The sequence below is a fragment of the Streptomyces sp. NPDC001606 genome (assembly GCF_053596835.1).
The window spans coordinates 66,872-84,423 of sequence record NZ_JBSFHC010000011.1; the positions used below are offsets into that span (position 1 = coordinate 66,872).

The following is a 17,552-nucleotide window of genomic DNA, read 5'->3' on the forward strand; positions in this document are numbered from 1 at the left end:
GGACCGGTCAGATCCACTGGAGGCGCCACAGGCGGAACACGCCCGTGCCGTCGTCCAGGTACTGGCCGCCGCCCACGTCCTCGGTGCTGACCACGTACTCCTTGCGCTGCCACAGCGGGATCAGCGGCACGTCCCGGGCCACGTCGGCCTGGATGTCGCGGAAGTCCTTCGCGGCCCGGGAGCGGTCGGTGTACTGCTGGCTGTCCTGGATGAGACGGTCGACCGCCTTGTTGCTGTAGCCGGTGCTCATCGTGGAGCCGGTGCCGACGAGCGCGGAGCCGAAGGTGTCCGGGTCGGGGTAGTCGGCCACCCAGCCGACCGCCCAGGCGTCCATCTGCCCGGCGGCCCAGCGCTTCTGGAAGTCGGTCCACTCATAGCCCTTGACGTCCACCTGGAACAGACCGCCCGCCTCCAGCTGCTTCTTCAGCGTCGCGGCCTCCTGCTCGCCGGCGCCCCGGTTCCGGCCGTAGCCGAAGGTGAAGCGGACGGGCAGGGAGACCCCGGCCTCGGTGAGCAGCGCCCGCGCCTTCTGCACGTTCTGCGTCGGGTACGCGTCGAAGAACGAGGTGGTGTGGCCGGTGATGCCGGTCGGGATCAGCGAGTAGAGCGGGTCGACGGTGCCCTGGTACACGGTGGCGGCCAGCTGTTCGCGGTTGACCAGCCAGGCCAGCGCCTGCCGTACCCGGGGGTCGTGCAGCGGTGAGCCGGCGCGGGTGTTGAGGTACAGGTTGCGGGTCTCGGAGCTGTCCGACTCGGTGATGCGGCTGTTCGGGTCGCTGGGGTTCAGCTGGGACAGCACGCCCGGCGGCAGGGTGCGGCTGGCCACGTCGATCTGCCGGGACTTCCAGGCGTTGTTCAGCTGGTCGGAGTCGGTGTAGTAGCGCAGCTCGACCGGGCGTCCGGTCCCGCTGAGGTAGCCCTTGTAGCGGGAGTTGGGGTCGAGGTCGGCCTTCGCGCCCTTGGTGTACGAGGTCAGCGTGTAGGGGCCGGTGCCGTCGACGGAGGTGCCCTTGCGCAGGGCGTTCGCCGGGTACTTGTCCTTGTCCACGATCGAACCGGCGCCGGTGGCCACCTTCAGCGGCCAGGTGGCGTCCGGGGTCGACAGATGGAAGGTCACCTTCCTGGTGCCGTCGACGGTGACCGAGCCGAGGGTGCCGAAGAGGGAGGCCGGGCCGACATCGGAGTTGATCTTCTTGACCCGGTCGAAGGAGTACTTCACATCCTCGGCCGTCATCGCCCGGCCGCTCGGGAAGGTGATGCCGTCGCGGAGCGTGCACTGGTACGTCTTCGAGCCGCTGCCCACGAAGGAGCAGCTCTGCGCCGCGTCCGGGACCGGCTCCACGCCGCCCGGCTCGAACGTGAGCAGTGTCTGGAAGACGTTGCTGAACAGGGCCCAGGAACCCGCGTCGTACGCGCCGGCCGGGTCCAGGTCCGTGACGGCGTCCGTCGTACCGACCGTGATCGTCTTGTTCTTGTCCTCCTGCGACGGCAGCAGCTGCCAGCCGCCGATTCCCACGGCCGCGAGCACGAGCAGCGTCACGAGAATGCGCATGCGAACAGATCGCATGGTGGTGCCCTCCCCAGGCCCTTCCAGGCCCTACCCCTGGACCAGCACGAATGAGCCACTTCCCCAGAGTGGCGCGGCTCACCTAATCACACCGGTTTCACCTGGGGGAAGGGCTTTCTGACCAGTAGGCGCAAGAACTTACCGAAGCGTTGTTATCCCCCTGTTTCACAGGCCCTCCACACCGGAGCGATCGTTTCCGGCAGCCGGGTGGTGTGAGAAAGGTCCCGGGTGGGGTGCGGCTCCTGCCCGGGTGAGGGGGTCAGGGGGTGTGGCGGAGGGTGCGGAGACTGCGCAACCCGATGGCGCCGATGGCCGTCCCCAATACGAAGGACACGACGGCCAGCAGCAGGTGGACCCAGAAGTAGGCGGTCGGGTGGCCGTGGTGGAAGGCGAGCCCGCTGGCGTCCATCCATAGATTCTTGACGAAGGTGACCCAGATGACCCAGGACCACACCCCGAAAGCGAGCAGGAACCAGGAGACCGGGCGGCTTAGCTTCATGCGACCAGTATCGCCGTCCGCGCTCCGGCTCCGTGCCGGGGGTGGTGGTGAGGCGGGACGTGGAACTTCGCCGTCCGCGCCAGGTACGTTTCCCAGCGTGCCCGCACCCAAGAAGACCAGCCGACGCCTGCTGTCGGCCGCCTGTGTCACCCTGCTGTCGCTGTCCGTCGCCACCCCCGCCGCCCTCGCCGCCCCCGCCCCCTCCGCGAGTGCGACCGCCACACCCCCGAACGGCATGTCCACCGTGGGCGGCGCCCGGCTGGGCCAGGCCGGTACACAGGTGAACCTCGCCCCGGGCGTGCCCGTGCTGCCGAAGGACCTCACCGCGCTGTCCTGGATCGTCTCGGACGCCGAGTCCGGCGACGTACTCGCCGCGCACAACGCGCACTGGCAGCTGCCCCCGGCCAGCACGCTGAAGATGCTCTTCGCGGACACCGTGCTGCCCCGCTTCCCGAAGACCATGGAGCACAAGGTCATCCCCGGGGACCTGGCCGGCATGGGTGCCGGGTCGAGCGTGGTCGGGATAAAGGAGGGGCGCTCCTACTCCGTCCACGACCTGTGGCTCGGGGTCTTCCTGCGCTCGGGCAACGACGCCGTGCACGTCCTCGCGCACATGAACGGCGGTGTCCGGCAGACCGTCCAGGACATGCAGCAGCACGCCGACGAGCTCCAGGCGGACGACACCCACGTCGTCTCGCCCGACGGGTACGACGAACCGGGCCAGGTGTCGTCGGCGTACGACCTGACGCTGTTCGCCCGGTCCGGCTTGCAGAAGAAGGACTTCCGGGACTACTGCTCGACCGTGCGCGCCACCTTCGAGTCCGGTGAGATCCGCAACACCAACCGGCTGCTCAGCGGGGACACCGATGTGCCCGTCTACCAGGGCATCGCCGGGGTGAAGAACGGCAACACCACGAACGCGGGCGCCACCTTCACCGGCGTCGCCGAGCGCAACGGCCGGGTGCTGCTCGTCACCGTGATGAACCCGCAGAAGCACGAGCACAACGAGGTCTACAAGGAGGCCGCGCGGCTGCTGGACTGGGGCTTCCAGGCGGCCGGCAAGGTCACGCCGGTGGGCGAGCTGGTGCCGCCGAAGAGCGTCGCCGCCGCCAGCGGCCGGCCCAGCGCGGGCGCCTCCGCGCAGGGCGGCTCGGGGACCGGCGGACCCGCGGCGAAGCCGGTGGCCGGCTCGGCCGCCGGGGGCGGGGCCGGCGGGGTGGGCACCGCGCTGGCCATCACGGGCGGCGCGCTGATGGTGCTCGCAGCCGCCGCGTTCCTGGTCAACCGCCGTTGGCCGCTGCCGGACCTGGTACGCCGGCGGACGCGTCCGTGACACCTTCCGGCGCCGCCGTCTCGGTGTGCTGGGTGGCCGTCCAGGACGCGCAGTACAGGACCAGCTTCGAGGTGAAGTTGATCCACAGCAGCAGCGCCACCGGGACGCCGAACGCGCCGTACATGCTCTTCGCGGCGATCCCCTGGATATAGCCGCTGAGCAGCAGCTTCAGCAGTTCGAAGCCGACCGCGCCGAGCAGTGCCGCGACCAGCAGGCGGCGGCGCGGCGGCTCGACGCCGGGCAGCAGGGTCAGGACGTAGAGCAGTACGAGGAAGTCGGCGAGCGCGGCGACCGCGAACGCGGCGATCCGGAGCAGGACCACACCCCAGCCGTGGCCGCTCAGCCCGAGCAGCCCCGAGAGCCCGCCGACGGCGGCCGAGGCGAGCGTGGACGCGGCGAGCGTGATCAGCAGGGCGCCGCCGAGCCCGAACAGGATGCCGGCGTCCTTGGCCTTGGTGACCAGCGGGTTCTCCGGCCGGTCGGGCAGCTCCCAGACCGCGCGCAGACAGTCCCGGGTCTGGCCGACCCAGCCGATGCCGGTGAACAGCAGCAGTGCGCCCGCGATGACGCCGACGGTGCCGGCGTTGTCCACCAGCGAGGTCAGGTTCAGCTGGTTGGAGATGACCCCCGGGAACTGCTCGGCGATCTTGTGCTCGACCGTCTTCTGCCGGCCGGGACTGAGCGTGGCGGCGCTGACCGCGGCCACCAGGGTCAGCAGCGGGAACAGCGCCACGAAGCTGATGAACGTCATCGCCGCGGCCAGCCGCGACCACTTCACCCGGTCCAGCCGCTCGTACGACCGCCAGGCGTGGGTGGCCGTCAGCCAGGTGACGGCCGGCCCGATGACGGGCAGCTTCTTGAGCCAGTCCATGATCCTCTCCTGCCCCGAGGACGCGCTGGTATGACATCCCACTAATCACCCATTGTGTGGAGTGGGCGAATGTTCAGTAACTAACCACCCATACAGGGGCGATACGGTCACCGACATGCCTGGAGACACCGTTTCCGTCATCCGTCCGCGCACGTACGAGGAGGCCGCGGCCGCCGTACGCGACTGCGGGACCCGCGGCACCGTCGCACGCGGTTCCGGCCGGGCGCACGGGGACGCGGCACGCAACGCGGGCGGCGCCGTCCTCGACATGGCCGGCCTCGACCGGATCCATGTCGTCGACGCCGCCGAGGGCCTCGTGCTGTGCGACGCCGGCGTCTTCCTGCACCGGCTCGCCGAGGTGCTGCTCCCGCTCGGCTGGTTCGTGCCGGTCGCCCCCGGCCCCCGCCCGGTGACGGTCGGCGGGGCGATCGGCGCCGACCTGCACGGCCCGAACCAGCATGTCTCCGGCTCCTTCTCCCGCCATGTGCTGTCGCTGGAGATGCTCACCGCCGACGGCGAGGTCCGCACGGTACGGCCGGGCACCCCGCTGTTCGAGGCGACGGCCGGCGGGATGGGCCTGACCGGCGTGATCCTCACGGCCACGATCCGGTTGCTCCCGGTGCGGACGTCGTATCTGACCGTCGACACCGAACGCGCCCCCGACCTCGACGTCCTGATGGACCGTCTGGCCGCCGCCGACCACCGCTACCGCTACTCCGCCGCCCGGGTCGACCTGACCGCCCGGGGCGCGGCGACCGGCCGCGGCGTCCTCGTCCGCGGCGACCACACCCCGCCCGACGCCCTCGGTGCGAGCCCCTGGCGGCGGCTGTCGGCCGCCCTGCCCCGCACCCCGCTGCCCGCGGCCCCCTCCGCCCGGCTCGGCCGGATCGCCGCCGGACTCGTGGACGGCCTGTGGTTCCACACCGTCCCCCGGGCCCGCACCGGCGAACTGCGGCGGCTGTCCGCTTCCTTGCGCCCCCTGCACGCCCTGCCCCAGGGAGGCCGCGGTGTCGTGCCGTACCGGTTCGTCGTCGGGCACGGCCAGGAGGAGACCCTGCACCGCATCGTGCGGCGCGTGGCCGGCCGGCGGGGTGCGGCCGGTCCGGGTGTGCTGAAGCGCTTCGGCGAGGCGGACCCCGGCTGGCTGTCCTTCCCGCTGCCCGGCTGGAGCCTCGCCCTGGAGTTCCCGGCCGCGCTGCCCGGGCTCGCCGGGCTGCTCGACACCCTGGACGAGGAGGTCGCCGCGGTCGGCGGCCGGGTCTGTCTGGCCGCGGACGGCCGGCTGCGCCCCGATCTGCTCGCCGCGATGTACCCGCGACTGGGCGACTTCCGCTCCCTGCGGGCGGACCTGGACCCACGCGGGGTCTTCGTCTCGGACCTGGCCCGCCGCCTGGGCCTGTGACGACCACTGCACGCCCGGCCCGTCTTCCAGGAGTTGTCGTGAAGGACGCCTTCGGCCTCCCCCAGTCCCTGCTCGTGCTCGGCGGCACGTCCGAGATCGCGCTCGCCACCGCCCGCCGGCTGATCGCCCGCCGCACCCGTACGGTGTGGCTGGCGGGCCGCCCCTCCCCCGCGCTGGAGCGGGCCGCCGAGACCCTGCGCGCGCTCGGCGCCGACACCCGCACGGTCGACTTCGACGCCCTCGACCCCGAGTCCCACGAGACCGCGCTCGGCAAGGTCTTCGCCGAGGGCGACATCGATCTGGTGCTGCTCGCCTTCGGCATCCTCGGCGACCAGGCGCACGACGAACGCGACCCGGTACGGGCCGTGCGGGTCGCGCAGACCAACTACACCGGCGCCGTCTCCGCCGCGCTGGTCGCCGCCCGGGCGCTCCAGGCGCAGGGGCACGGCTCGCTGGTGGTGCTGTCCTCCGTCGCCGGGGAACGCGCCCGGCGCGCCGACTTCATCTACGGCTCCAGCAAGGCCGGTCTGGACGCCTTCGCCCAGGGTCTCGGCGACGCGCTGCACGGCACCGGCGTGCACGTCATGGTCGTACGCCCCGGCCCGCTGCGGGCGGCGGGCCCGCTGGGCACGACCCCGGAGGCGGTGGCCACGGCCATCGAACTGGGGCTGCGCCGGGGCTCGGAGGTGGTGTGGGTGCCGGGACGGCTCCGGCTGCTGATGTCGGCGCTGCGCCACACCCCGCGCCCGCTGTACCGACGGCTCCCCTTGGAGGTCTAGGAGACCGTGCTGCGGTCCGCCCCGCGCAGGGCCTGCGGCGGCACCAGCGCGCCGCCGAAGCTGTACTCCCGCAGCTTGCGCCACACCTCGTCGGCGCCCTGCTGGTACAGCGCGAACCCGGTGCACGGCCACTCCGCCTCGAACCCGGCCAGCTCCTCGAAGGCGCGGTCCATCGCCGCCTCCTCGATGCCGTGGGCGACGGTGACATGCGGGTGGTAGGGGAACTGGAGCTCGCGCGCCACCGGCCCGGAGGAGTCCCGGACCCGCTGCTGGAGCCAGGTGCAGTCCTCGGCGCCCTCGACGACCCGGACGTAGACCACCGGGGACAGCGGGCGGAAGGTGCCGGTGCCGGACAGCCGCATCGGGAAGGGCCGGCCGGCCGCGGCGACCGCGCTGAGGTGCGCGTCGACCGCCGGCAGGTCGGCCTCGTCCACCTCGGTCGGCGGCAGCAGGGTGACATGGGTGGGGATGCAGTGAGCCGCGGCGTCGCCGAAGCCCGCGCGCCGCTCCTGGAGCAGGCTGCCGTGAGGCTCCGGAACCGCGATCGACACGCCGATCGTTACGGTCCCCACGTCGTCTCCTGTCGTCGCGTCTGTCGTCTTGTCACAGCCGTGCCGTCCGGCCGTCGGCTATCGACTGTACGGCCATGGAAGTCCTGTGGGCAGGCGCAGCGGAAGTGATGTGCAGCGCTCCGCCCACGAGGACGTGTGTACGACCGTGCGCCTCAGCGCCGGTCCGTGCGGCGCGGCGCCGGTCCGTGCCCCTCAGTGCCTCGGCGGGAGGAAGCCCACGCGGTCGTACGCCTGCGCCAGCGTCTCGGAGGCGACGGCGCGCGCCTTCTCCGCACCCTTGGCGAGGATCTTGTCGAGGCTCTCGGCGTCGTCCAGGTACTGCTGGGTGCGCTCCCGGAACGGGGTGACGAACTCGACCATGATCTCGGCGAGGTCGGTCTTGAGCGCGCCGTACATCTTGCCCTCGTACTCCTGCTCCAGCTCGGCGATCGAGGTGCCGGTGAGCGTGGAGTAGATGGTGAGGAGGTTGGAGACGCCCGGCTTGTTCTCCGCGTCGTAGCGGATCACGGTGTCGGTGTCGGTGACGGCGCTCTTGACCTTCTTGGCGGTGGTCTTCGGCTCGTCGAGCAGGTTGATGAGGCCCTTCGGCGTGGACGCCGACTTGCTCATCTTGATCGACGGGTCCTGGAGGTCGTAGATCTTCGCCGTCTCCTTGAGGATGTACGGCGCCGGGATCGTGAACGTCTCGCCGTAGCGGCCGTTGAACCGCTCGGCCAGGTCCCGGGTCAGCTCGATGTGCTGGCGCTGGTCCTCGCCGACCGGCACCTGGTGGGCCTGGTAGAGGAGGATGTCCGCGACCTGGAGGATCGGGTACGTGAACAGACCGACGCTCGCCCGGTCGGCGCCCTGCTTGGCGGACTTGTCCTTGAACTGGGTCATCCGGCTGGCCTCGCCGAAGCCGGTGAGGCAGTTCATGACCCAGGCGAGCTGGGCGTGCTCGGGGACGTGGCTCTGCACGAAGAGGGTGCAGCGGTCCGGGTCCAGGCCGGCGGCCAGCAGCTGGGCCGCGGCGAGGCGGGTGTTGGCGCGCAGGTCCGCGGGGTCCTGCGGGACCGTGATCGCGTGCAGGTCGACGACCATGTAGAAGGCGTCGTGGGATTCCTGGAGGGCCACCCACTGGCGGACGGCACCGAGGTAGTTGCCGAGGTGGAACGAACCGGCGGTGGGCTGGATGCCGGAGAGCACGCGAGGTCGATCAGCGGTGGCCATGTTGCCCATTGTCTCATCGGCTGGGGGGGTTGTTGGCCCGGGAGGTGGGGGGGTGGTTCGGGGCGCGGGGGGCTGCGGGCCGTCCGTGGCTGGTCGCGCCCCGCGGCGGAGCCGCATATGGATGCGGCCCCGCGCCCCTGGGTTGGCTGCCCCTTGGGGCGTCGGTCAGCCCAGGTCGATTTCCGGGTACAGCGGGAAGCCCGCCACCAGGTCCGTTGCCCGCTGGGCGATTTCCTGGGAGACCTTCTCGTCCAGGACGTGGGCCGCCTTGGAGGGGGCGCCGGACTTGGTGGTGCCCGGCTCGGTGGTGGTCAGGACGCGGTCGATCAGGCCCGCCACCTCGTCCATCTCCGCCGTGCCGAGGCCACGGGTGGTGAGCGCGGGGGTGCCGACGCGGATGCCGGAGGTGTACCAGGCGCCGTTCGGGTCGGCCGGGATGGCGTTGCGGTTGGTGACGATGCCGGAGTCGAGCAGCGCCGCTTCCGCCTGGCGGCCGGTGAGGCCGTAGGAGGTGGCGACGTCGATCAGGTTGAGGTGGTTGTCCGTGCCGCCCGTCACCAGGGTGGCGCCGCGGCTCATCAGGCCCTCGGCGAGCGCGCGGGAGTTGTCCACGATGCGCTGGGCGTAGTCCTGGAAGGCGGGCTGCCGCGCCTCGGCGAGGGCGACGGCCTTGGCGGCCATGACGTGCGGGAGCGGGCCGCCGAGGACCATCGGGCAGCCGCGGTCGACCTGGTCCTTGAGGGAGTCGTCGCACAGGACCATGCCGCCGCGCGGGCCGCGCAGCGACTTGTGGGTGGTGGTGGTGACGATCTGGGCGTGCGGGACCGGGTCGAAGTCGCCGGTGAGGACCTTGCCCGCGACCAGGCCGGCGAAGTGCGCCATGTCGACCATGAGGGTCGCGCCGACCTCGTCGGCGATCTCGCGCATGATCCGGAAGTTCACCAGACGGGGGTACGCGGAGTAGCCGGCGACGATGATCAGCGGCTTGAAGTCCCGGGCCTGGGCGCGCAGGGCGTCGTAGTCGATGAGGCCCGTCGCCGGGTCGGTGCCGTAGGAGCGCTGGTCGAACATCTTTCCGGAGATGTTCGGGCGGAAGCCGTGGGTGAGGTGGCCGCCGGCGTCCAGGGACATGCCGAGCATGCGCTGGTTGCCGAAGGCCTGGCGCAGCTCGGCCCAGTCGGCCTCGGTGAGGTCGTTGACCTGGCGGGCGCCGGTCTTCTCCAGGAAGGGCGCCTCGACGCGGTCGGCGAGTACGGCCCAGAAGGCGACGAGGTTGGCGTCGATGCCGGAGTGCGGCTGGACGTAGGCGTGCCGGGCGCCGAACAGGGCCTTGGCGTGCTCGGCGGCCAGCGACTCGACCGTGTCGACGTTGCGACAGCCGGCGTAGAAGCGGCGGCCGACGGTGCCCTCGGCGTACTTGTCGCTGAACCAGTTGCCCATGGCCAGCAGGGTGGCCGGGGAGGCGTAGTTCTCGGAGGCGATCAGCTTGAGCATCTCGCGCTGGTCGGCGACCTCCTGGCCGATGGCGTCGGCGACCCGCGGCTCGACCGCGCGGATGACGTCGAGCGCCGCGCGGAAGGCGGTGGACTCGGTGGAAGGGTGCTGCTTCGGCATGGGGACCTCCGGACGGCGTGCGTACAACTCATGTACAGCGTTACGTTCGGCCCAGGCGCACGGCACTGTTTTCCCGCCGGGCCGCTCCCCGATGGTCCGTCCCATCCCAGCGCGCCAGTCACGGCCCGCTGATCAGCCTACCGGGCGCGTCGCGCGGCGCAGGTCCCGCGTCCACCATGCGAGCGACACCTCTCGCCGGGGTGCGGCCGGCGGATCAGAGGATCACATGGGGCAGGAAGCGGGCGTACTCGTCGGTGATCAGGCCGGTGGACTCGCGGATGCCGAGCCCGGCCGGTTCGCCGCGGACGGTCCAGGCGCCCAGCACCACGTGGTTGCCGTCGAAGGCGGGCAGGGGTGCGAGCTGCTGGTAGCAGCTGGGTTCGTCGCGTACGACGGGTTCGGCGCCCGGCGGGTGGACGGTGACGCCCTCGCCCTCGCGGCCGAGGAGCGGCTTGGCGACGTAGCCGTGGGTGCCGGCCAGGTCGCGGGGGCCGTCCAGGTAGGCGGGGAGGAGGTTGGGGTGGCCGGGGAACAGCTCCCAGAGGACCGCCAGCAGGGCCTTGTTGCTGAGCAGCATCTTCCAGGCGGGCTCGATCCACAGGGTGCTGCCGGTGCCGCCGCCGTTGTCGAGGGTGTCGAGGACATGGCCGCCGAAGGCGTCGGTGGTGAGCCATTCCCACGGGTAGAGCTTGAAGAGGGCGCGGATGAAACGGAGCCGGTTGTCGACGAAGCGGCCGGAGAGGGTGTCCCAGCCGATCTCCTCCATGGGCAGCCAGTCGGTGTCGAGTCCGGCCTGTTCGGCGGTCTCCTTCAGATAGGCGACCGTCATCAGGTCCTCGCCGAGTTCGTCGGCGGCGGAGTGCGCGAAGTGCAGGGGGCTGCCGGGCGGGAGCAGCGGGGCCTGGGCGCGCCAGGCGTCGACCAGCCGTTCGTGCAGGGAGTTCCACTGGTCGGCGCCGGGGAAGCGGTCCTCCATCCAGAACCACTGGGGCGACGCGGCCTCCACCAGGGAGGTGGGCGTGTCGGCGTTGTACTCCAGCAGCTTGGCCGGGCCGGTGCCGTCGTAGCGCAGGTCGAAACGGCCGTAGAGGGAGGGGAGCTCGGCGCGGCGGGTCCAGGACTCGGCGACCGCCGCCGCCACCCGCGGGTCGGTGATGCCGAGGTCGGCGAGGCGGTCGCCGGTCACCAGGTGGTCGGCGGCCGCCAGGCACATGCGGTGCAGTTCGCCGACCGTGTCCTCCAGCGCCTCGACCTCGGGCAGGGAGAAGACGTAGTAGGCGCTCTCGTCCCAGTAGGGGCGCAGGGAGCCGTCGGGGTGGCGGGTGAGCGGGTAGACCAGTCCCTGTTCCTCGACGGTCTGCTGCCAGCCGGGACGGGGCGTGGTGGTGCGGCGTTCCATGCGGGGTGTCCGACCGGGTGTCCGGCTCAGCCGCCGGAGCTGTGGTAGTGGCTGCCGCCGAAGCCGCCGCGGTGGACCCCGCTGCCGCCGGAGGAGCCGCCGGAGCTCTTGCGGGGCGGGGTGAAGGAGCCGCCGCTCACCCAGGAGCCCTTCTTCTTGCCGCCGTAGTACCAGTCGCCGTCCACGGACGTGACGGACGTGCAGTTCTTGTCGGAGACGGCCTTGTACCCCTTGGCGGCCTGGTAGCTGTCGCGGTCGACGCAGCGCTTGTCCGGGTCGGAGGAGCAGGCGGTGAGGGCGGCGGCCAGCAGGCCCATGCCGCCGAGGATCACCGTGCCGGACCGCAGTCGCCGTCGTGTGTCGGCCATGTCCGTCTCCCCCGTGTGTCGTGACCGCTTCCTTCGTTTCGGCGGTCAGCCTAGAGAACGGTAAGAGCGCAGGCCCAAGTGGGTGACCGGTAGGGCCTTCTCCTAGAGTCCCTTTGTGCTCTTTGGAATGGTGTGCGCCCTTGGCGCGGCGGTCTGCTTCGGTACCGCGACGGTGTTGCAGGCGGTGGCCGCGCGGACGGCCGGTACGGGCGAGGGGGGCGAGGCGGCACTGCTGCTGCGGGCGATGCGGCAGTGGCGGTACATCGTCGGGCTGGCGCTGGACGGGATCGGCTTCCTGTTCCAGATCGCCGCGCTGCGCTCCTTGCCGATCTATGCGGTCGGCGCGGCCCTGGCGTCCAGTCTCGCGGTGACCGCGGTGGTCGCGGCGCGGCTGCTGAAGGTGCGGCTGAGCGGCACGGAGTGGGGCGCGGTGGGTGTGGTGTGCGCCGGGCTCGCGATGCTGGGGCTGGCGTCCGGGCCGGAGGGCGACCGGGCCGGCTCCGACACCCTGCGGTACGCGATGCTCGCGGTGGCGGCCGCGATGCTGCTGCTCGCGTTCGCGGGCGGACGGCTGTCCGGCGGGGCGCGGGCGCTGGTGCTGGGGCTGGGGGCCGGTTTCGGGTTCGGGGTGGTGGAGGTGTCGGTACGGCTGATCGACTCGCTCCGGCCCGCGGACCTGTTCACCAACCCGGCGGCCTATGCGCTGGTCATCGGCGGCGGCGCCGCCTTCATGCTGCTGACCTCCGCGCTGCAACGCGGTTCGGTGACGACGGCCACGGCCGGTCTGGTGATCGGCGAGACGCTCGGCCCGGCGGCGGTGGGCGTGATCTGGCTCGGCGACCGCACCCGGGAGGGCCTGGCCTGGCTGGCGGTGCTGGGCTTCGCGGTGGCCGTCGTGGGCGCCCTGGCGCTCGCCCGGTTCGGCGAGGCACCGGCGGCGACTGAGGCAGAGGCGGAGGTCGAGGCGTCCTGACGGCTCAGGCGTCGGAGAGCTGGTGGAAGGCCAGTCGCGCGTAGAGCGGGCTGGTCTTCAGCAGTTCCTCGTGCGTGCCCGTGGCGCGGACCCGGCCGTCCTCGACGACCGCGATCCGTGCGGCGCCGCGCACCGTGGAGAGGCGGTGCGCCACCGCCAGCACGGCGATCCGGGTGGACAGTTCGCGTACGACGTCCCGCAGCGCCGCCTCGTTGACCGCGTCCAGCTGTGAGGTGGCCTCCTCCAGGAGGAGCAGCCGGGGTTTTCTGAGCAGGGCCCGGGCGATGGCGACGCGTTGGCGTTCGCCGCCGGACAGGGAGACGCCGCGATGCTCGATCCGGGCGTCGAGATCCCCGCCCAGCCGGGCCACGAGGGGTTTCAGCCGGGTCGCGGCGAGGACGTCCCGAGCTCGTCCTCGCCGACGCCGTCGAGGGCGTAGGCGAGGTTCTCCCGCAGTGAGCCGGCCATGACGGGGGCGTCCTGTACCTCCAGGGAGAAGGACCGCAGGGCGGGTTCGGGGCGGCCGGGGTAGGTGAACGTGACGTCCTCGAAGACGGCGACGGAAGCGGACGGGCGGGACTCCGGGCGCGGGTCCGGGCGGATGGCGGCGGACCGGTCCGGTGCCGGCTCCACCGGCAGGGCGGTGATCTCGGCCACCCTCAGAAACGACCAGCAGGAGACTAGCTGCGAAATCTCCTGATTTCACGGGAGTTGGCTGCTTCAGGGGCTCAACGCACGAACCCCGCCTCCGGAATCGGAGGCGGGGTTCGGTTCGAGCGCCGGGCAGGCCTTGCACCTGCATTTCCCCGCAGGAAGCGGGGCGTCTTTCCTTGGACCACCAACGCACTGCCGGTCACCGGGTTTTCCGGCGGCCTTGCGTGATCAACTGTACCCCATCACGGGAGTACCCGGCACAGTGCGTCCAGCGCTCCCGCCCAGGCGCTGTCCGGCGGGGTGCCGTAGCCGACGACGAGGGCGTCCAGGGGTTCGGCGACGGCCTGTTCATGGCGGTGGAAGGAGAGGCCGTGCAGGGCCAGGCCCTGCCAGGCGGCGGCCTGGACCACCGACTGCTCGGTGCCGGGCGGCAGCCGCAGCACCGCGTGCAGGCCGGCGGCGATCCCGGTGACGCGGACGTCGGGCGCGCGGTCGGCGAGGGCCGCGGTGAGGGCGTCGCGGCGGCGCCGGTAGCGCAGCCGGGCGGAGCGGACATGGCGGTCGTAGGCGCCGGAGGCGAGGAACTCGGCGAGGGTGAGCTGGTCCAGCGCGCCGACGGTGTCCACATGGCCCTTCGCCGCGATCACCTCCTCGATGAGCGTGGGCGGCAGCACCATCCAGCCCAGCCGCAGGCCGGGGGCGAGCGCCTTGCTGGCGGTGCCGAGGTAGACCACCTGGTCGGGGTCGAGGCCCTGGAGGGCGCCGACCGGCTGGCGGTCGTAGCGGAACTCGCCGTCGTAGTCGTCCTCCAGGACCAGGCCGCCGGTGCGGCGCGCCCAGTCGACGACGGCCGCCCGCCGGTCCGGGTGCAGGGCGGTGCCCATCGGGAACTGGTGGGCCGGGGTGAGGAGCACGGCCCCGGCGTCGCCCAACGCGCGGGTGTCGGTGCCGAGTTCGTCGTACGGCAGGGCGGGGGTGGCCAGGCCGGCGGTGCGCAGCAGACGCCAGTACAGGTCCAGTCCGTACGACTCGACCGCCACCGTGCGCACCCCGCGCGCCCGCAGCGCCGGGCCGAGCAGCCGCAGGGCGTGCGAGAAGCCCGCGGTGACCAGGACGGAGTCCGGGTGGGCGCGCACGCCCCGGGCACGGGCGAGGTATCCGGCGAGGGCGGTGCGCAGTTCGGGGCGGCCGCGCGGGTCGCCGTAGCCGAGGGCGTCGTTCGGGGCGGCGGCGAGGGCGCGGCGGGCGGCCCTGAGCCACTCGGCGCGCGGGAAGGAGGCGAGGTCAGGGGTGCCGGGGACGAGGCTGTGGACCGGGCGGCCGGGTTCCCGGCGGTGCGGGGGCGCGGTCGCCGGGCGCTCGGGTGGCGGGGCCACGGCGCGGTCCGCCACCCGGGTGCCGGAGCCCTGCCGGGCGGTGAGCCAGCCCTCGGCGACCAGGTCGGCGTAGGCCTCGGCGACGGTGTTGCGGGCGATGCCGAGGTCGGCGGCGAGGGAGCGGGAGGACGGCAGCCGGGTGCCGGGGGCGAGGCGGCCGGTGCGGACGGCGTCGCGCAGCGCGTCGGTGAGGTTGCGGCGCAGCCCGCCGCCGCCGGACGGTTCCAGGTGCAGGTCCACACCCAAAGTGGCCCATGATTTCGCCATGGAAATGGACCATACTCCTGGGCTGCCCGGCTTCTAGGGTCGAGGCATGAGCACAGCACAGGAAACCGTCGAGTACGCCGCCGAACACGCCCCGCGGATGCGCTGGGCCCAGCACGCGCCCGAGGTCTACAAGGCGATGGTCCGGCTGGACGCCGCGGCCCGGCAGGGGCTGGACCCGAAGCTGGCCGAGCTGGTGAAGATCCGTTCCTCGCAGCTCAACCACTGTGCGTTCTGCCTCGACATGCACACCAAGGACGCGCTCGCGGCCGGTGAGAGCGTGGAGCGGATCGTGCAGCTCAGCGCGTGGCAGGAGTCGCGGCACTTCTACACGGAGAAGGAGCTGGCGGCGCTGGAGCTGACCGAGGCGGTCACGGTGCTCACCGACGGTTTCGTGCCGGACGAGGTGTACGACCGGGCCGCGCAGCACTTCGAGGAGGCCGAGCTGGCCCAGCTGATCGCGGCCATCGCGGTGATCAACGCCTGGAACCGGTTCGCCGTGACCACCCGGATGACCCCGGGCCACTACCAGGCGGGGCAGTACAAGTGAGCCGTACCCAGCTGCTGGACCGGCAGGTCGGCGCGGCGATGTCCGCGGTGAGCGCGGCGGCCAAGCGCGGGCTCGGCGACCCGGTCCTCGCCGAGCTGGTGATGATCCGCGCCTCCCAGCTCAACCACTGCGCGTTCTGCCTGGACATGCACCTTGAGGCCGCCCGGAAGAACGGCGAGTCGGAGGACCGCATCCAGCTGCTGAACGCCTGGGAGGAGGCCGGGGACCTGTTCAGCGAGCGGGAGCGGGCCGCGCTGGCCCTGACCGAGGCGGTCACCGTGCTCACCGAGGGCTTTGTGCCGGACGAGGTGTACGACCGGGCCGCCCGCCACTTCGAGGAGGCCGAGCTGGCCCACCTCATCGCTCTGATCACCGTCATCAACGGCTGGAACCGGATCATGGTCAGCCGTCGTACCGCACCAGGGGGTTACCAGCCATGAGCAAGGCCGACGAGTTCCGCGCGCTGCACCTGGGACGGGCCCCGGGCGATGCGCTGGTCCTGCCGGGTCCCTGGGACGCGGCGAGCGCGCGGGTCTTCGCCGAGGCCGGCTTCCCGGCGCTGGCCACGCCGAGCGCGGGCGTCGCCGCCAGTCTCGGCCACCAGGACGGGCAGACCCCGGCCGACGAGATGTTCGCGGCCGTCGCCCGGATCGCGCGGGCGGTGGACGTGCCGGTGTCGGCGGACGTCGAGGCCGGGTACGGGCTCGCGCCGAAGGAGCTGGTGGACCGGCTGCTGGAGGCCGGTGTCGTCGGCTGCAACCTGGAGGACTCCGTCGGGGGCACCCTCAAGGACCCGCGGGAGCAGGCCGAGTTCCTCGCCGAGGTGCGCGCGGCGGCCGGCGACCGGCTGTTCGTCAACGCCCGCGTCGACGTCTTCGTACACGGCGACGGCGACCCGGAACGGGCCATCGAGCGGGCCGCGCTGTACGTGGCGGCGGGCGCCGACTGCGTGTACCCGATCCTGGCGCCGGCCGAGGTGCTGCCGCTGCTGCGGTCGGCCGTCCAGGGTCCGCTGAACGCGCTGGCCCGGCTGGACGGCAGCGGCCCCTCGCCCGCCGAACTCGGCGGGCTCGGGGCCACCCGGATCACCTTCGGTCCGGGCCTCCAGCGCAAGGCCGCGGCCGCGGTCCGGGAGATCGCGGCCGGCCTGCTGGGCTGAGGACGCTCAGGACAGCCATCGCTTCCAGGTGGAGGGGTGGCTGTCCACCCACTTCCGCGCCGCCTGCTCCGGGCTGAGCTTCTGGTCCGCGATCATCAGGGAGACCTGGTCCTGGTCCTCCGTCGTCCAGCGGAACTTCTTCAGGAAGGCCGCCGCCCGCCCGCCGGACTTCGCGAAGCCGGCGTTGAGGTATTTCTTGAGCGGGGTGTGCGGGTAGGCGCAGGCGACCTTGGCCGCGTCCGCGTCGCAGCCCTCCTTGTACGGCGGCAGCTTCACCTCCGTCATGGGGACCTTCTTGAACAGCCACTGCGGCGCGTACCAGTAGGTCAGGAAGGGCTTCTTCTCCTTGGCGAACTGCTTGATCTGGGTGATCTGCGCCGCCTCGGAACCGGCGAAGACGACCTGGTAGTCCAGCTTCAGGTTCTGCACCAGAGCCTTGTCGTTGGTGACGTAGGACGGGGAGCCGTCCATCAGCTGGCCCTTGCCGCCGCTCTCCGCGGTGCGGAAGAGGGAGGCGTACTTGTTCAGGTTCCGCCAGTCGGTGATGTCGGGGTGCTGCCGGGCCAGATAGGTGGGCACGAACCAGCCGATGTGGCCGGTCACCCCGAGGCCGCCGCCGGGCACGATCGTCTTCTTGTCCTGGACGTACCGCTTCTCCTGGTCGGGGTGGCCCCAGTCCTCCAGGAGCGCGTCCACCCGGCCCTGGCTCAGCGCGTCCCACGCGGGCACCTCGTCCACCTGGACGGTGTCCACGCGGTAGCCCAGCTTGTGCTCCAGGATGTACTGGGCGACGGCCACATTGGACTGCGCGCCCACCCAGGACTGCACGGACAGGGTGACGGTCTTGGCGCCCTGCGCGTCGGCGAACGGGCTGGCCTGCTTGGTCATGTCGGCGGCACCGCAGCCGGTCAGCAGGAACAGCGCGGACACCGCTGCTGTCGCGACGGTCGTACGTACGCGCAT

The 17,552-nt window shown here is 72.1% G+C and carries 17 protein-coding genes, 1 pseudogene and 1 riboswitch; of the genes and pseudogenes, 7 read left to right on the plus strand and 11 right to left on the minus strand.

The genetic code is table 11. The annotated features are described in order from the left end of the window. Window positions 1-7: 7 nt before the first annotated feature. Together ACWCV9_RS20840 and ACWCV9_RS20845 are read right to left on the minus strand one after the other, a co-directional pair. A complete protein-coding gene (locus ACWCV9_RS20840; protein WP_450788533.1) occupies window positions 8-1,552 on the minus strand; it encodes an ABC transporter substrate-binding protein in 1,545 nt (514 codons plus the stop codon). 274 nt (window positions 1,553-1,826) lie between these two features. Beyond that, entirely contained in the window at window positions 1,827-2,066 is a 240-nt protein-coding gene (locus ACWCV9_RS20845) for an SCO4848 family membrane protein (RefSeq protein ID WP_385843491.1), read from the minus strand. A gap of 97 nt (window positions 2,067-2,163) precedes the next feature. Between ACWCV9_RS20845 and ACWCV9_RS20850 the strand changes: the two genes are divergently transcribed. Continuing rightward, the gene (locus ACWCV9_RS20850; RefSeq protein ID WP_450788535.1) at window positions 2,164-3,399 is read left to right on the plus strand and encodes a D-alanyl-D-alanine carboxypeptidase family protein; all 1,236 of its coding nucleotides are present in this window, start codon (window positions 2,164-2,166) and stop codon (window positions 3,397-3,399) included. Here ACWCV9_RS20850 and ACWCV9_RS20855 read toward each other — a convergent pair. Next, the gene (locus tag ACWCV9_RS20855; protein WP_450788537.1) at window positions 3,347-4,270 is read right to left on the minus strand and encodes a YihY/virulence factor BrkB family protein; all 924 of its coding nucleotides are present in this window, start codon (window positions 4,268-4,270) and stop codon (window positions 3,347-3,349) included. The two genes, ACWCV9_RS20850 and ACWCV9_RS20855, sit on opposite strands and share 53 nt — an antisense overlap. 115 nt (window positions 4,271-4,385) lie before the next feature. Between ACWCV9_RS20855 and ACWCV9_RS20860 the strand changes: the two genes are divergently transcribed. Together ACWCV9_RS20860 and ACWCV9_RS20865 are read left to right on the plus strand one after the other, a co-directional pair. Beyond that, window positions 4,386-5,672 (plus strand): FAD-binding protein, encoded by a 1,287-nt coding sequence (locus ACWCV9_RS20860; protein WP_450788539.1) that lies wholly within the window; start codon window positions 4,386-4,388, stop codon window positions 5,670-5,672. 38 nt (window positions 5,673-5,710) lie between these two features. Next, a complete protein-coding gene (locus ACWCV9_RS20865; RefSeq protein WP_450788541.1) occupies window positions 5,711-6,451 on the plus strand; it encodes an SDR family NAD(P)-dependent oxidoreductase in 741 nt (246 codons plus the stop codon). Here ACWCV9_RS20865 and ACWCV9_RS20870 read toward each other — a convergent pair. From ACWCV9_RS20870 to ACWCV9_RS20890, 5 genes are all read right to left on the minus strand, one after another. After that, on the minus strand, window positions 6,448-7,023 hold the full coding sequence (locus ACWCV9_RS20870; protein WP_450788543.1) for a 2'-5' RNA ligase family protein: 576 nt from the start codon (window positions 7,021-7,023) through the stop codon (window positions 6,448-6,450). The two genes, ACWCV9_RS20865 and ACWCV9_RS20870, sit on opposite strands and share 4 nt — an antisense overlap. Before the next feature lie 192 nt (window positions 7,024-7,215). Next, entirely contained in the window at window positions 7,216-8,241 is a 1,026-nt protein-coding gene (trpS, locus tag ACWCV9_RS20875; protein ID WP_450788545.1) for a tryptophan--tRNA ligase, read from the minus strand. Between the two features lie 156 nt (window positions 8,242-8,397). Continuing rightward, a complete protein-coding gene (locus tag ACWCV9_RS20880; protein WP_385843482.1) occupies window positions 8,398-9,846 on the minus strand; it encodes a glycine hydroxymethyltransferase in 1,449 nt (482 codons plus the stop codon). A gap of 42 nt (window positions 9,847-9,888) precedes the next feature. After that, window positions 9,889-9,978: riboswitch (ZMP/ZTP riboswitch) on the minus strand. Between the two features lie 82 nt (window positions 9,979-10,060). Then, the gene (locus ACWCV9_RS20885) at window positions 10,061-11,245 is read right to left on the minus strand and encodes a glutathionylspermidine synthase family protein (protein WP_450788547.1); all 1,185 of its coding nucleotides are present in this window, start codon (window positions 11,243-11,245) and stop codon (window positions 10,061-10,063) included. A gap of 26 nt (window positions 11,246-11,271) precedes the next feature. Further along, window positions 11,272-11,613, minus strand: a complete 342-nt coding sequence (locus ACWCV9_RS20890) for a hypothetical protein (RefSeq protein ID WP_450788549.1) — start codon at window positions 11,611-11,613, stop codon at window positions 11,272-11,274. A 127-nt stretch (window positions 11,614-11,740) separates the two neighbouring features. Between ACWCV9_RS20890 and ACWCV9_RS20895 the strand changes: the two genes are divergently transcribed. After that, on the plus strand, window positions 11,741-12,586 hold the full coding sequence (locus ACWCV9_RS20895; RefSeq protein WP_450788760.1) for a DMT family transporter: 846 nt from the start codon (window positions 11,741-11,743) through the stop codon (window positions 12,584-12,586). Between the two features lie 4 nt (window positions 12,587-12,590). Here the strand turns inward: ACWCV9_RS20895 and ACWCV9_RS20900 are convergent. Both ACWCV9_RS20900 and pdxR read right to left on the minus strand, forming a co-directional pair. Then, window positions 12,591-13,099 (minus strand): annotated as a pseudogene (locus ACWCV9_RS20900) (ATP-binding cassette domain-containing protein); the annotation flags it as partial. Between the two features lie 383 nt (window positions 13,100-13,482). Then, the gene (gene pdxR / locus ACWCV9_RS20905; protein WP_450788551.1) at window positions 13,483-14,883 is read right to left on the minus strand and encodes a MocR-like pyridoxine biosynthesis transcription factor PdxR; all 1,401 of its coding nucleotides are present in this window, start codon (window positions 14,881-14,883) and stop codon (window positions 13,483-13,485) included. Window positions 14,884-14,929: 46 nt separating this feature from the next. Between pdxR and ACWCV9_RS20910 the strand changes: the two genes are divergently transcribed. Genes ACWCV9_RS20910 through ACWCV9_RS20920 form a run of 3 tightly spaced genes read left to right on the plus strand, consistent with a single transcriptional unit; the run spans window position 14,930 to window position 16,589 of the window. Further along, a complete protein-coding gene (locus ACWCV9_RS20910) occupies window positions 14,930-15,430 on the plus strand; it encodes a carboxymuconolactone decarboxylase family protein (RefSeq protein WP_385843477.1) in 501 nt (166 codons plus the stop codon). A gap of 38 nt (window positions 15,431-15,468) precedes the next feature. After that, window positions 15,469-15,870, plus strand: a complete 402-nt coding sequence (locus ACWCV9_RS20915) for a carboxymuconolactone decarboxylase family protein (protein WP_450788762.1) — start codon at window positions 15,469-15,471, stop codon at window positions 15,868-15,870. Then, window positions 15,867-16,589, plus strand: a complete 723-nt coding sequence (locus ACWCV9_RS20920; protein WP_450788552.1) for an isocitrate lyase/PEP mutase family protein — start codon at window positions 15,867-15,869, stop codon at window positions 16,587-16,589. The genes ACWCV9_RS20915 and ACWCV9_RS20920 overlap by 4 nt, the downstream gene beginning before the upstream one ends. 6 nt (window positions 16,590-16,595) lie before the next feature. Here the strand turns inward: ACWCV9_RS20920 and ACWCV9_RS20925 are convergent, their stop codons facing one another. Next, entirely contained in the window at window positions 16,596-17,552 is a 957-nt protein-coding gene (locus ACWCV9_RS20925; RefSeq protein ID WP_450788554.1) for an ABC transporter substrate-binding protein, read from the minus strand.

Coding starts and splice junctions, on each gene's coding strand:
- ACWCV9_RS20840 (WP_450788533.1), bottom strand. CDS start 1,552: ATGCGCATTCTCGTGACGCTGCTCGTGCTCGCGGCCGTGGGAATCGGC.
- ACWCV9_RS20845 (WP_385843491.1), bottom strand. CDS start 2,066: ATGAAGCTAAGCCGCCCGGTCTCCTGGTTCCTGCTCGCTTTCGGGGTG.
- ACWCV9_RS20855 (WP_450788537.1), bottom strand. CDS start 4,270: ATGGACTGGCTCAAGAAGCTGCCCGTCATCGGGCCGGCCGTCACCTGG.
- ACWCV9_RS20860 (WP_450788539.1), top strand. CDS start 4,386: ATGCCTGGAGACACCGTTTCCGTCATCCGTCCGCGCACGTACGAGGAG.
- trpS (WP_450788545.1), bottom strand. CDS start 8,241: ATGGGCAACATGGCCACCGCTGATCGACCTCGCGTGCTCTCCGGCATC.
- ACWCV9_RS20880 (WP_385843482.1), bottom strand. CDS start 9,846: ATGCCGAAGCAGCACCCTTCCACCGAGTCCACCGCCTTCCGCGCGGCG.
- ACWCV9_RS20885 (WP_450788547.1), bottom strand. CDS start 11,245: ATGGAACGCCGCACCACCACGCCCCGTCCCGGCTGGCAGCAGACCGTC.
- ACWCV9_RS20890 (WP_450788549.1), bottom strand. CDS start 11,613: ATGGCCGACACACGACGGCGACTGCGGTCCGGCACGGTGATCCTCGGC.
- ACWCV9_RS20895 (WP_450788760.1), top strand. CDS start 11,741: ATGGTGTGCGCCCTTGGCGCGGCGGTCTGCTTCGGTACCGCGACGGTG.
- pdxR (WP_450788551.1), bottom strand. CDS start 14,883: ATGGCGAAATCATGGGCCACTTTGGGTGTGGACCTGCACCTGGAACCG.
- ACWCV9_RS20910 (WP_385843477.1), top strand. CDS start 14,930: ATGAGCACAGCACAGGAAACCGTCGAGTACGCCGCCGAACACGCCCCG.
- ACWCV9_RS20915 (WP_450788762.1), top strand. CDS start 15,469: ATGTCCGCGGTGAGCGCGGCGGCCAAGCGCGGGCTCGGCGACCCGGTC.
- ACWCV9_RS20920 (WP_450788552.1), top strand. CDS start 15,867: ATGAGCAAGGCCGACGAGTTCCGCGCGCTGCACCTGGGACGGGCCCCG.
- ACWCV9_RS20925 (WP_450788554.1), bottom strand. CDS start 17,552: ATGCGCGTACGTACGACCGTCGCGACAGCAGCGGTGTCCGCGCTGTTC.